10 protein-coding genes are annotated in these 13,268 nt (G+C 71.3%); 2 read left to right on the forward strand and 8 right to left on the reverse strand.

The features are described from left to right. Positions 1–20: 20 nt before the first annotated feature. Together AABM36_RS11695 and AABM36_RS11700 are read left to right on the forward strand one after the other, a co-directional pair. Positions 21–815, forward strand: coding sequence for an amino acid ABC transporter permease (locus AABM36_RS11695; protein WP_406018235.1), 795 nt, complete (start codon positions 21–23; stop codon positions 813–815). 227 nt (positions 816–1,042) lie between these two features. Continuing rightward, positions 1,043–1,807, forward strand: coding sequence for an amino acid ABC transporter ATP-binding protein (locus AABM36_RS11700; RefSeq protein WP_423447954.1), 765 nt, complete (start codon positions 1,043–1,045; stop codon positions 1,805–1,807). Between the two features lie 164 nt (positions 1,808–1,971). Here the strand turns inward: AABM36_RS11700 and AABM36_RS11705 are convergent, their stop codons facing one another. The 8 genes from AABM36_RS11705 to AABM36_RS11740 all read right to left on the reverse strand — a co-directional run bounded on the left by AABM36_RS11705 (position 1,972) and on the right by AABM36_RS11740 (position 13,231). Then, complete coding sequence (locus tag AABM36_RS11705) at positions 1,972–2,709, reverse strand: SDR family oxidoreductase (RefSeq protein ID WP_423446419.1); 738 nt, start codon at positions 2,707–2,709, stop codon at positions 1,972–1,974. A 43-nt stretch (positions 2,710–2,752) separates the two neighbouring features. Then, positions 2,753–4,591, reverse strand: coding sequence for a 2-succinyl-5-enolpyruvyl-6-hydroxy-3-cyclohexene-1-carboxylic-acid synthase (gene menD, locus AABM36_RS11710; protein ID WP_423446421.1), 1,839 nt, complete (start codon positions 4,589–4,591; stop codon positions 2,753–2,755). A gap of 189 nt (positions 4,592–4,780) precedes the next feature. Next, entirely contained in the window at positions 4,781–6,121 is a 1,341-nt protein-coding gene (locus AABM36_RS11715) for a sulfate adenylyltransferase subunit 1 (protein WP_423446422.1), read from the reverse strand. Positions 6,122–6,123: 2 nt separating this feature from the next. After that, a complete protein-coding gene (gene cysD, locus AABM36_RS11720) occupies positions 6,124–7,053 on the reverse strand; it encodes a sulfate adenylyltransferase subunit CysD (protein ID WP_423446423.1) in 930 nt (309 codons plus the stop codon). Then, positions 7,035–7,772, reverse strand: coding sequence for a phosphoadenylyl-sulfate reductase (locus tag AABM36_RS11725; protein WP_423446424.1), 738 nt, complete (start codon positions 7,770–7,772; stop codon positions 7,035–7,037). Before AABM36_RS11725 ends, cysD begins: the two co-directional genes overlap by 19 nt. Next, on the reverse strand, positions 7,769–9,481 hold the full coding sequence (locus AABM36_RS11730; RefSeq protein WP_423446426.1) for a nitrite/sulfite reductase: 1,713 nt from the start codon (positions 9,479–9,481) through the stop codon (positions 7,769–7,771). The genes AABM36_RS11725 and AABM36_RS11730 overlap by 4 nt, the downstream gene beginning before the upstream one ends. A 273-nt stretch (positions 9,482–9,754) precedes the next feature. After that, entirely contained in the window at positions 9,755–11,980 is a 2,226-nt protein-coding gene (locus tag AABM36_RS11735) for a PhoX family protein (RefSeq protein WP_423446428.1), read from the reverse strand. Between the two features lie 243 nt (positions 11,981–12,223). Then, positions 12,224–13,231 (reverse strand): o-succinylbenzoate synthase, encoded by a 1,008-nt coding sequence (locus tag AABM36_RS11740; RefSeq protein ID WP_423446430.1) that lies wholly within the window; start codon positions 13,229–13,231, stop codon positions 12,224–12,226. Positions 13,232–13,268: the final 37 nt, after the last annotated feature.

A 13,268-nucleotide genomic window follows, 5' to 3' on the forward strand; every position in this document is an offset into this window, starting at 1 on the left:
CCACGGACAGGGAGACACCGATGGCCATGACCACTCGGCAGCGGGCCAGGCTGTCACGCGGCATCCAGTACGCCGTGCTCGTGATCGCACTGATCGCCTTCGTGGTGCTCGCGGACTGGGAGGTGCTCTACCAGAAGGTCTTCAACCCGGAGGTGGCGCTGGCCCAGTTCCCGGAGATCATCACGGTGGCACTGAAGAACACCCTGATCTACACGGTGCTGGGCTTCGTGGTGGGCCTGACCCTGGGCGTGCTGCTCGCGCTCATGAAGCTCTCCTCCGTGGCGCCGTACCGGTGGCTGGCCACCCTCTACATCGAGTTCTTCCGCGGGGTTCCCGCGCTGCTGGTCTTCCTGGCGCTGGGCTACGGCATCCCGCTGGCGTTCGGCTTCCGCTTCAACCACTACGTGACCGTGATGATCGCGCTGGGCCTGGTGGCCGCGGCGTACATCGCCGAGTCCCTGCGCGCCGGCCTGCAGGCCGTGCCGCCGGGCCAGTACGAGGCGGCCCGTTCCCTGGGCATGTCCCACAGCAGGGCCATGATCACCATCGTGATCCCGCAGGCACTGCGGATCGTGCTCCCGCCGCTGACCAACGAGGTCATCCTGCTCACCAAGGACTCCTCCCTGGTGTACCTGCTGGGCATGAGCGTGGAGCAGTACGAGCTCACCAAGTACGGCCGCGAGGGCATCTCCGACGCCGGCGCCGGGCTCACCCCGCTCGTGGTCGCGGGCGTCTGCTACCTGATCATCACGGTGCCGCTGGGGCTGCTGTCCCGCCACTTCGAACACAAGACCGACCGGGTCACACAGTCCTAGGAGCCCCCGTGTCCACTTCCGCAGCATCCCCCACGCCCGGTCCCGGTCGCCCCGCCCCCGGTACGTCCACCGGAGCGGACCGCGCGGCGGCGTCGTCCGCCACTGCCACCCCCGGCAGCGAGACAGCGCCGGGAGCGACGACGCCGCCCACACCCGCCGCGCGCACCGACCGCGAGCAGCCCGGCACAGCCCAGGGCACCGCCTCCCCCGAGCGCAGCGGCACCGCCGTGCGCGTGCGGGAGCTGCACAAGTCCTACGGGGAGCTGGAGGTGCTGCGCGGGATCGACCTGGACGTGGAGACCGGCGAGGTGGTGTGCCTGATCGGGCCCTCGGGCTCCGGCAAGTCCACCCTGCTGCGCTGCCTCAACCTCCTGGAGACCCCGCAGTCCGGGAGCATCACCGTGGACGGCTTCGACGTGATGGACCCGGACCTGGAGGTGGACGCCATGCGCCGGCGCGTGGGCATGGTGTTCCAGCAGTTCAACCTGTTCCCGCACCTGAGCGTGCTGGAGAACTGCACCGTGTCCCAGGTCAAGGTGCTCAAGCGCTCCAAGGCCGAGGCCCAGCGCGTGGCCCTGGCCAACCTGGAGCGCGTGGGGCTGGGGAGCAAGGCGAACAACCGCCCCGCCCAGCTCTCGGGAGGTCAGCAGCAGCGCGTGGGGATCGCCCGGGCCCTGTCCATGGACCCGGACCTGATGCTCTTCGACGAACCCACCTCCGCCCTGGACCCGGAGACCGTGGGGGACGTGCTCGCCATCATGCGCGGGCTCGCCGCGGACGGGATGACCATGCTCGTGGTGACCCACGAGATGTCCTTCGCGCGCGACGTCGCCGACCGCGTGGTCTTCATGGACGGCGGCGTGGTCGTGGAGCAGGGACCGTCCCGGGACGTGATCGGCTCACCGCAGCACCAGCGCACCCGGTCGTTCCTCTCCCGCGTACTGAACCCCACCACGGTGGAGGCGCCGGAAGCCCCGCCCGCCGGCGTCTGAGGCACGGAGGTACGGGGCGGCTGAAGGGGCTGGTTGCGTCGGGGAGGCACACCCCGCGGTCGGTCCCGCGGGCGCCGGGTGGAGAACCCGGGCCCCGCGGCCCCGGACCCGGCACGGAGCCTGAACGCGGCTCCGGGCCGCCGGGATCCACGTCCCGGTGGTGCTCAGCGCATCCCGGAGGGGCGCACGGAGATGACCTCCACCTCGGAGGTGCGCTCGGCGTCCACCGCCATGCGGACCGCGGCCGCGATCTGCTCGGGCTGGATCCACTCCTCCGGGCGGTACTGCTGGCCCATGTACTCGTGCAGCTGCTCCTGCATGTCCGTGGCCACGCGGCCCGGGTGCACCGAGGACACGCGCACACCGTGCTCGCGCTCCTCCTCCCGCAGCGCGTCCGTGAGGGCCCGCAGCGCGAACTTGGTGCCGGAGTACAGCGCGGAGGACGCGCGGGACGTGAACCCGGAGCCGGAGTTGATGGCCACCACGTCCCCCTGCGCCGCGCGCAGCTCGGGCAGGGTGAGCCGGGTCAGCTGCGCCACGGAGATCACGTTGACGTCGAAGATCTGCTCCCACATCTCGCGCGGTGCGTCCGCCACGAGGGACTGCGGGGCGATGCCCGCCGAGTGCACCAGGACGTTCAGCGCACCGAACTCCTCACGCAGGGGCGCCCATGCGGCGGCCACCTGCTCGTCGTCGGTCACGTCCGCCACGAACGGGCGGGTCCCGGGTCCGGTGCCGGCGAGCTCGGCGCGCAGGCGCTCGACGTCCTCCTCGGAGCGCCCGCCCACGAACACCACGTGGTCCGCGGCGAGGGCTCGGGCGATCGCCCGGCCGATGCCGCGGGTCGCGCCCGTGACCAGGGCTGTGCGAGGGGTTCTCTGCTGTGCGGTCTGTTCACTCATGACGCCATGCTAACGAGCGGCCCCACACCTCGGGCCAGCGGGGTCAACGTGCTGCGAGGTGCTCCTGCGCCGCCCGCGCTCCCGCCTGCCGCGCGGCCGCGTTGACGTCCCGCAGGGTCTCCCGGGACACCGGCACCTCGATGACCCGGCGACCCACCACGGGTGCCGCGAGCGCGGCGGCCAGTTCCACGGCCGTCTCCGCGCGCACGTGCTCCACGCCGTGGGCCGCGCACAGGTCCGCGATTCCCGCCCGGTGCGGGGTCCCGAAGAACCGCTCCACCGCGGCGGTGTAGCGCTCGTCCAGGCCCAGCCCGCCGTGCTCGAGCGTCTGGAAAATGCCCCCGCCGGAGTCGTTGACCACCACCAGGTGCGCGTCCGGGACCTGCTCCCCCGGGCCCACGAGCAGTCCCCCGGCATCGTGCAGGAACGTGAGGTCGCCCATGACCGCGCGCACCGGGCGGCCGGTGCCCAGCCCCACGCCGAACGCGGTGGCCACCGTGCCGTCGATCCCGGCCAGGCCGCGGTTCGCGATCACGGGCACGGGCGAGTCCGCCCGCGCCACGAGATCCACGTCCCGCACCACCGTGGACGAGCCCACCACCAGCACGGCGCCGTCCCGGCAGCTCGCGTCCCAGACCGCGCGTGCCACGTGCAGGCGGGTCAGCTCCTCCTGGGTGTCCGCGTAGCGCAGCACGGCGGCGTCGGCGGCGTCCCCCGCCTCGCGCCACGCATCGAGCCAGCTCTCCGCCACGGGCCCGACGGCGCTCGCGGCTTCCGCGAAGCCGCGCACCTCGGTCTCAGAACGGCGCCCCGGCTCGAACCACGGTGCAGGGTGCGGGCGCACCGCAGTGACCCTGACCCCGGGACGCTTGAGCAGGGCGGAGACCGCGCGGCTCAGGGTGGGCCGCCCCACGAGGACCACGGTGTCGATCTGGTGCCCGAGCGTGGTGTCCAGGAGGCTCTCGTAGGAGGCGATCGCCTCCCCCTCTCGTGCGTTCGAGGAGGGCTCCGCGAGCAGGGGGAGGCCGCGCTCCCGGGCGAATCGGGCGGCGGCCCGCCCGGCGCCGTCGCCAGCGAAGACCACGGGGTGCGACGGCGCTGGGATCGTGGTCGTGTCAGGGAGCGGTGCGGTCGGGGCGTTGGTCGGCGCGCCATCTGTCGAGGCGTCATCAGTGGGCGCCCCGGCGGACAGGAACGGCTCGGGCAGCACGGACCACGGGTGGGCCGTGAGATCCGACGGTTCCTCGGACCGGGTGCGGCGCAGCTCTCCGGCCAGTTCCCCGGCCCAGTCCTTCAGGTGCTCGTGGTCCTCCTCCGACACCGGGTAGAGGGGGTCCCGCAGCGCGATGTTGAGCTGCACCGGACCCGGCGCGGTGTCCCGGTCACCGGCGAGCGCGGCGAGCGGTGCCTGCAGGGCGGCGTCCACCTCGGCGCACTGCTCGGCCTCGGTCCCGGTGCCGTCCGGGGGCAGCACGTCCACCTCCGCGCGGACGAAGGTGCTGAACATTCCGGGCTGGCGGGTGGTCTGGTTGGCGCCGGTGCCGCGCAGCTCGGGCGGGCGGTCCGCGCTGAGCACCACCACGGGCACGCCCGCGTGGGAGGCCTCCATCACGGCGGGCAGCAGCTCTCCCACGGCGGTGCCGCTCGTGGTGAGCACGGCGCACGGGTGGCCCGTGGACCGGGAGATCCCCAGGGCGGTGAACGCCGCGTCCCGCTCGTCGATCCGCACGTGCACGCTCAGCGCGCCGCTCGCGTGGGCGGCGGCCGCGGCGTAGGCCAGCGGTGCGGAACGGGAGCCCGGGGACACCACCAGGTGCCGCATCCCGCGCACCGCGAGCGCGCGCAGAACCGTGGTGGCCGTGAGGATGCTGGGGGTGATCACCCTCCCGAGGGTACTCAGCCGCACCGACGCCGGCGGACCGGTCGACGGCACCGGGCACGGCTCCCGCCCGACGGCACCGCGGAACCGGACCGGGCGGCGCGACCGTCTCCCGCGGGCGCGACGGCGCCGGGCACGGTACCCGCCCAGCGACCCTGCGGAACCGGACCGGGCGGCGTCGTCAGGCGGGAATCAGATGGCCCACTCCCCCGCGTCCGCGCGGAGGCTGCCGAGCACGCCGGGGGTGTGGACGCTGTCGTCCTGGACCATGCCCGCGGCCTGGGTGCGTCCGGACTGCGGGTCGATCAGCAGGAACGAGCCGAGCGCGTGGGAGGCCGTGTACGCGGTGGTGAACAGGGGTTCGGCCACGCGGATGCTCACGCGCCCGATGTCGTTGAGCTCGAACGCGCCCACCGACTCCGCCGCGAGGCTCTCCAGGTTCAGGCGCCCGTTCAGCGAACCGACGATGCCGCGGACCACGCGCGTGGTGTGCTTGAGCAGCACGCGCTGGCCCTCGCGCAGGGGGTTCGTATCATCCAGCCAGCACACCACGGCGTCCACGGTCTTGGAGCCCTGCGGCGACTCGGCAGGGGCCGCGATCAGGTCGCCGCGGCTGATGTCGATCTGGTCCGCGAGACTCAGCGTGACGGACTGCCCGGCCACGGCGTGCTCGGCGGGAGCGCCTGCCACGTCGATGCGGGTGACCGTGGTGGTGCGCCCCGCGGGCTGCACCGTCACGGAGTCCCCCACGGACACGGACCCGGAGGCGATCTGACCCGCGTAGCCGCGGTAGTCCGTGAACTCCGGTGACACCGCTGCGGACTGCGGGCGGATCACGGTCTGCACGGGCAGCGCGAGGGGCTCGGAACGCGTGAGCTGCGAGGAGTCCGGGAGGTTCTCCAGCCAGCCCAGCAGGGACGGTCCCGCGTACCAGGGCGTGGCCCCGGACGGCTCCACCACGTTGTCCCCGCGCAGCGCGGAGACGGGGATGGTCTGCAGGTTCAGCACCCCCAGCTCGTCCGCGAGCGCGTGCAGGTCCCGTTCCAGCGTCTCGAAGGCGTCCTGGGCGTCCGGGACCAGGTCGATCTTGTTGACCGCCACGATCAGGTGCGGCACGCCCAGCAGCGCGGCCACGGCCAGGTGGCGGCGGGTCTGCTCCACGATCCCGTGGGTCACGTCCACCAGCACGATCAGCGCGTCCGCCGTGGAGGCGCCGGTGACCGTGTTGCGGGTGTACTGCACGTGCCCGGGGCAGTCGGCCAGGATGAAGCTGCGCGCGGGCGTCGCGAAGTAGCGGTAGGCCACGTCGATAGTGATGCCCTGCTCGCGCTCCGCCCGCAGCCCGTCGGTCAGCAGGGCCAGGTCCGCGGAGCTCAGCCCGCGGGACTCGCTGACCCGCTCGATGGCCTCCAGCTGGTCCACCAGGATGTTCTTGGTGTCGTGCAGCAGCCGCCCCACCAGGGTGGACTTGCCGTCGTCCACGCTGCCGGCCGTGGCGATCCGCAGCAGGCTCGCTTGGTTCTCGGTGCTCATCTCTAGAAGTAGCCCTCTCGCTTGCGGTCCTCCATGGCGGCCTCGGACACGCGGTCGTCCGCGCGGGTGGCCCCGCGCTCGGTGAGCGTGCTGGTCCGGACCTCGGCCAGCACGTCCTGCGCGGTGGCGGCCGGGGACTCGACGGCGCCCGTGCAGCTCATGTCCCCCACCGTCCGGTAGCGCACGGTGCGGGTCTGCACGGTCTCGTTCTCGCGCGGGCTCACGTGCTCTCCCACGGCCAGCCACATGCCGTCCCGGCTCACCACGTCCCGCTCGTGGGCGTAGTAGAGGGAGGGCAACTCGATGCCCTGCTCGGTGATGTAGGACCAGATGTCCAGCTCGGTCCAGTTGGACAGCGGAAACACCCGCACGTGCTCCCCGGGGCGGTGGCGCGTGTTGTACAGGCTCCACAGCTCCGGGCGCTGGTTGCGGGGGTCCCACTGGCCGAACTCGTCCCGCAGACTGATGATCCGCTCCTTGGCGCGGGCCTTCTCCTCGTCCCGCCGGGCGCCGCCGTAGACCACGTCGTGACGGCCCTTCGTGATGGCGTCCAGCAGGGGCACGGTCTGCAGCTGGTTGCGGGTGCCGTCTGGGCGCTCGGTGAGGCGGCCATCGTCGATGTAGTCCTGCACCTTTGCGACCTCCAGGCGGATGTGCAGCTCCTCCACCGTGCGGTCCCGGAACTCCAGGACCTCCGGGAAGTTGTGCCCGGTGTCCACGTGCAGCACGGGGAACGGGATGGGTGCGGGCCAGAAGGCCTTAGCAACCAGGTGCAGCATGACCACGGAGTCCTTGCCGCCGGAGAACAGCAGCACGGGGCGCTCGCCCTCCGCCGCGGTCTCGCGGAAGATGTGGATGGACTCGGCCTCGAGCCGCTGCAGCTGGGTCAGTGCCGTGGGGGCAGTCGTGGTGCTCACAGGTGGATCCCGCATTCTGTCTTGCCCGCACCGGACCAGCGTCCGGCGCGGGGGTCTTCTCCGGGGGCAACTTTGCGCGTGCACGGGGCGCACCCGATGGAGGGGTAGCCCTGGCTCAGCAGCGGGTTGACCACCACCAGGTTCTGCTCGGCGTACTGGACCACGTGGTCGAAGGTCCAGTCCACGATGGCGTTGATCTTGACCATCTGGTGGTGCTCGTCCCACTCCACGGGTGCGGCGTTCGCGCGGTGCGGCGTCTCTTCACGACGCAGCCCGGTCACCCACGCCTCGTAGCCCGCCAGCGCCTTGTCCAGCGGCGCGACCTTGCGCATTCCACAGCACAGGCCGGGGTCGCGGTCGTGGAGCTTCGCGCCGTACGTCGCGTCCTGCTCCGGGACGGTGAGCTCGGGCAGCAGGGTGCGCACGTTCACGGGCCAGTCCCGGGCGAACTCGTCGCGGGTCTGCAGGGTCTCGGGGAAGTGGTAGCCGGTCTCCAGGAACAGCACGTCCACGTTCTTCAGGTGCGTGCTGACCAGGGCGGGCACCACGGTGTCCGAGGCCATGGAGCACGCGACCGCGAGCTTCTGCCCGAACGTCTCCGCGGCCCACGCGAGCACCTCGTCCGGGTCCGCGTCCCGCGCGCCGAAGCGCTGCTGCGCCTCCGCCACGAGGGCCCTGAGTTCCTCGGTGGAGCGGGTGCGCCCGGGGGATGCCGTCACGTCGGTGGCTGTCATCGCAGGGAGTCCTCCTCGGCGCTCAGCGCCCATTCGGCAAAGCTCTGGTTGTCCTGGCGCTCCCGCAGGAACGTGCGGGTCACGCGCTCCACGTAGTCCGAGAGGTCGTCCGCGGTGACCTTGAGCCCGCGCACGGTGCGGCCCAGGCCGCCCTCCTCCCGGTCGGTGGAGGCCAGCCCGCCGCCCAGGTGGACCTGGAACACGTACTCCTCCCCGATGTACTGGCCCTTGAGCCCGATGTCCGCGGTCTGGATGCGGGCGCACGAGTTGGGGCAGCCGTTGATGTGCAGGGAGATGGGCGTGGGGATCTCCACGTCCGTCAGGCGCTGCTCCATGTCGTCGACCACCCGGGCGGCCAGGCCCTTGGTCTCCACGAACGCGAGCTTGCAGAACTCGATGCCCGTGCACGCAATGGTCGAGCGGCGGAACGGGCTGGGCTTGGCGTGCAGTCCCAGCGGCTGCACGGCCTCGATCAACCCGTTGACGTTTTCCTCGGGGACGTCCAGCACCAGCACCTTCTGGTGCGGGGTCAGGCGGATGCGCCGGGAACCGGCGGCCTCGGCGGCGTCGGCCAGGGCCACCAGTGCGTCCCCGGAGAGCCGGCCCGCGGTGAGCGCGAAGCCCACGTACCGGTTGCCGTCCACCTGCTCGTGCACGCCCACGTGGTCCGCGTGGCCCACTGCGCGCTCCGGGGCGGGACCGTCCGGCAGCTCGAAGCCCAGGTACTCGTCCTGCAGCACCTGGCGGAACCGCTCCGGGCCCCACTCGGCCAGGAGGAACTTCAGGCGGGCCTTGGTGCGCTGCTTGCGGTAGCCGTAGTCGCGGAAGATCCCGCACACCCCGGCCCACACGGGCACCACGTTCTCGCGGGACACGAACGCGCCCAGGCGCTCGCCGAGCCGCGGCGCCACGGACAGCGCCCCGCCCACCCACAGGTCGTAGCCGGGGCCCAGCTCGGGGTGGTTCACGCCCACGAAGCTGACGTCGTTGATCTCGTGGACCACGTCCAGCGTGGGACTGCCGGTGATCGCGGTCTTGAACTTGCGCGGCAGGTTCACGTACTCGGGGTTGCCGATGAACTCCTCGCGCAGCGCGGCGAGCTCCGGGGAGGGGTCGATGACGGCGTTCTTCTCCACGCCCGCCACCGGGCTGCCCAGGAACACGCGCGGGGTGTCCCCGCACGCCTCCAAAGTGGTCAGGCCCACGGCCTCCAGGCGCTCCCAGATCTCGGGGACCTCCTCGATGCGGATCCAGTGCAGCTGGATGTTCTGCCGGTCCGAGACGTCCGCGGTGCCGCGCGCGAACTCCCGGGAGATCTCCCCCAGCACACGCGCCTGCATGGTGCTCAGCTGCCCGCCGTCCAGGCGGATGCGCTGCATGAAGTACTCGTCCGAGAGGGACTCGGCATCCAGCTTGGAGGTGCTGGCACCCTCCACGCCCTGCTTGCGCTGCGTGTAGAGGCCCAGCCAGCGGAACCGGCCGTGGACGTCGTCCGCGGGGATCGAGGCGTAGCCGGTCTTCGAGTACTCCTCGATGATCCGCCGCTGCACGCTGAGCGAGTTCTCCTCCGCCTTGAACTCCTCGTTGTGGTTCAGGGGCGTGCGCCCGCTGACCTTCCACTGGCCCAGATCGGTGCCCTTGCGAGGTCCGCGCACGCGTCCGGATGAGGCCGCGGGGGCTGCCTCCCGGGTGTCTGCGGAGGTGGTCATGGGGTGCTCCTTGGGTGAGGGCCGGTCGAGTCGTTCCAACGTACAGACCGGCTGGTAACCCCCACGAACCCCCGTCACAAACACGTCACATATCCGGTGTCCTCCCACGTCACAGGCTGCTTCGGTGGCACGACGACGCCGCTCCGCCGGCTTCCCGGCGGGCCGCACCGGAATGGCGGCGCGCGGGCGGCGTCGTCGGCCGGGCATGGAAAAGCGGGCGGGACCGCGGATGTCCGCGATCCCGCCCACCTGGTCAGGCCGAGCCGGAGAGTCTCAGCTCTCGTAGCTCTTGGGGGCCTGCTTGGCGCGCTGCTGCAGCTCCGGGGTGGGCTTCTCGTCGTAGCCGCGGTACTGCGGACCGGTGGCGCCGTTCTTGCGCTTCTTGTCCTGGTTGGCGGTCTGACCGGGCTGATCGCTCACACCGCCCGGGAACTGGGGCTGGTTCTTCTTGTTCTTGCGGAAGACCTGCACCACCGCGGGGCGCGGCATGGAGAACTCACCGGGCTTGACCCGCGTGGGCAGCGCGTAGTCCGGGAAGTACGAGCGCGGCTGCTCGAACGTGCCGTCCTCGCCCGGGTGCTGCACGGAGATGTAGACCATGCCCTCGGTGTCGTGGATCACCGGGCCGCAGGTCTCGGCGTCCTGCGGGACGGAGAGGAACTGCTGCACGCGGCCGCGCTCGGAGCCGTTGAGGGTCACCTTGAACAGGCCGTCGTTGTAGCCGATCTTGGAGGGCGCACCGTCCGTGGAGATCCACAGGTTGCCGGCCTTGTCGAACGCCACGTTGTCGGGGCAGGAGATCGGGGAGACCTTCTCCTTGGGGAACCCACCGAAGTACGTGCCGGAGTCCTTGGTGGGGTCGCCGCACACCAGCAGCAGGTTCCAGTCGAAGCGCGTGGCCTGCGGCAGGTCGTGGCGCTCGGTGAGCTCCAGGACGTAGCCGTCCCGGTTGCCGGTCTTCGGGTTGGCCTCGTCCACGCCCGCCTTGCCCTTGGACCCGCGGTCCGAGTTGTTGGTCAGCGCTGCGTACACCTTGCCGGTGTGGGGGCTGGGCTCCACGTCCTCCGGGCGGTCCATCTTGGTGGCGCCGGCCTTGTCCGCGGCCAGGCGGGTGTAGACGAGCACCTCCTCCACGGACATGCCCTTGATCTTGGACTTGCCGTCCTTGACCAGCGGCAGCCACTCGCCGGAGCCGTCGAACTCTCCGTCCTTGGGCAGGGTGCCGTCACCGGTGATCTGCTTCTTGGGCGAGTTGCCCTTGAGCCTGGCCACGTAGAGGTCGCCCTGGGACAGGAGGGTCATGTTGTGCTTCTTGTCGCCCTCCTTGTACTTCTTGGCGGAGACGAACTTGTAGATGTACTCGAACTTCTCGTCGTCGCCGGAGTAGGCCACCACGGTGCCGTCGTCCCCCACGCGCACGTTGGCGCCCTCGTGCTTGAAGCGGCCCATCGCGGTGTGCTTGAGCGGAGCGGAGTTGGGGTTCTGGGGGTCGATCTCCACCACCCAGCCGAAGCGGTTGGGCTCGTTCTTGTACCCGGGGATGCGGGCGTCGAAGCGCTTCTCCACCTCGGGCCAGCGGCGGGAGGGCATGGTGGTGGGGAACCCGTAGCGCTTCTCCTCGGCAGTGCCGGAGGTGATGAAGTACTGGTGGATGTTCTCCTCGCCGGAAAGCACGGTGCCCCACGGGGTCACGCCACCGGAGCAGTTGTTCTGGGTGCCCAGCACGCGCTTGCCCGTGGGATCGTCCTGCGTCTTCAGCAGGTCCGAGCCGGCCGCAGGGCCGTCTACCACGAACGGGGTGGTCAGGGTGATGCGCCGGTTGCGGGCACCGCCGCGCACGTACGTCCAGGGCTCCCCCACCTTGGTGCGGGTGAGCTCCACGACCGCCATGCCGTGGGCCTGGATGGCCGTCTTGACCATGTTGGTCAGGTTGGTCTTCTCGTACCCCGTGGGGAACATGGTGTTCTCGTTGGTGTACTCGTGGTTGTTCACCAGCACGCCCGTGAGACCGTTCGGGTCCGGGATGATGTCCAGGTAGTCGGAGTTGTAGCCGAACTGCTTGGCCTGAGCCTCCGGGGTCTGGTTCTTGGGGTCGAACTCCGGGGAGTCGTAGAACAGGGGGTCACCCCAGCGGATGATGGGCGACCAGTCGTAGCCCTTGGGGACGTTGAGATCGTCCACCGTCATGTTCACCGGCTTGATGGGGGTGAAGTCCAGGCGGGACTTGCCCTTGCCCCAGTAGCCGTAGGTGGCCTCCGCGGGCTGGGCGGTGGCGGCCACCAGACCCACCGTGACGGCTCCGGCGGCACCGAGCCCGAGCGCGGCACGGCGGCTCATCGCGGCGGAGATGACGTCTTGCACGTACTCGTTGCCGGAGGTGTTGGTGTCCGGGGTGGTGCACTGGCTGCCGCACTTGAGCTCGCACGTGAGCGGGCTGCGCTTGCCGTTCACGTGGCCCAGCATGGGCAGGAGACGGCGGCGTTCGGGTGCTTGGGTCATGGAGTGGCTCCCTGGGTGAGACATGCGTCCGTGCATGTCAGCGAGTGATTCCGTGGTCCACCTCACCACCCGGGCGTGATCATCACGCGACCTGGAAGCGAACTGCGGGTTAACCCGGGACTGCGCCACCGGCAGGTGCATGCACACGCACAGAGGCCCGTCACACGCGGCTCGCCGCCCACGCCGTCCACGCACAGCGAGCCGCGTGTGCGCGGCGACCGACCGGCGTCGTTCCGGGTGTCGCTACTGCCCCGCCCGCAGCGCGTGCGTGCGGCGCACCCGGTCCAGCCACCAGTCCCGGCGCTCACCGGTGACGGCGTGCTCGGTGAGCAGCGCCTCGTCCACGGCGACATCCCGCACCGGCAGGAACCCGTCCACGGGGCGCAGGGGGTCGGCGGTCACGTCCGCCGCCATGAGCGAGAGCGTGCCCAGCCCGCACGCGTACGGCAGCTCGGGAAGTGCCGCGGCCAGGGCGACACCCGCGCGGATCCCCACGGAGGAGTCGATGGCCGAGCTGACGACGGCGGGCAGTCCCGCCTGCGCCACGATCTCCAGGGCGCGGCGCACTCCTCCGAGCGGCGCGACTTTCACGACGATCAGGTCCGCGGCACCCGCGCGCGCCACCGCCAGCGGGTCCTCGGCCTTGCGCACGGACTCGTCCGCGGCAATCAGCGTGCCCACGCCGTTGTCCCGCAGCCGACGCCGCACGCTCGCCAGGCCCTCGATGCTCGCCACGGGCTGCTCGGCGTAGGCGAGCTGGAACTCGCTGAGCGCACTCAGGGCGGCCACGGCGGCGTCGTGATCCCAGCCCGCGTTGGCGTCCACCCGCAGCTCGGCGTCCGGGAGGAGGTGGCGGACGGCGGCGACGCGGGCGACGTCGTCCGCGAGACTCTGGCCACGCTCGGCCACCTTGATCTTCACGGCGTGGACTTGCCCGGAGTAGCCGCCGAGGACGTCCGCGACGCGCTCGGCCGGGACCGCGGGGACGGTGGCGTTGACCGGGATGCGGTCACGGAGGGGTTCCGGGAAGCCCTGCCACGCGGCCTCGATTCCCGCGCGCAGCCACGTGGCGGCTTCGGTGTCCCCGTACTCGGGGAACGGGCCGAACTCGCCCCACCCGGCGGGGCCGCGAAAGACGACGGCCTCGCGTTCGGTGACGCCGCGGAACGTGACGCGCATGGGGAGGGAGACCACGTGGGCGGAGTCGAGGAGGTCCGGGAGCGGGGGGAGGGTGAGGTGCGGGGTGGGCATGGGTCTAGGGTAGAGCGGCACCAGCAGAGGATGCGTC

Origin of the sequence: Kocuria sp. KSNUG (assembly GCF_049532735.1) — a bacterium.
Lineage (GTDB): Bacteria > Actinomycetota > Actinomycetes > Actinomycetales > Micrococcaceae > Kocuria > Kocuria rhizophila.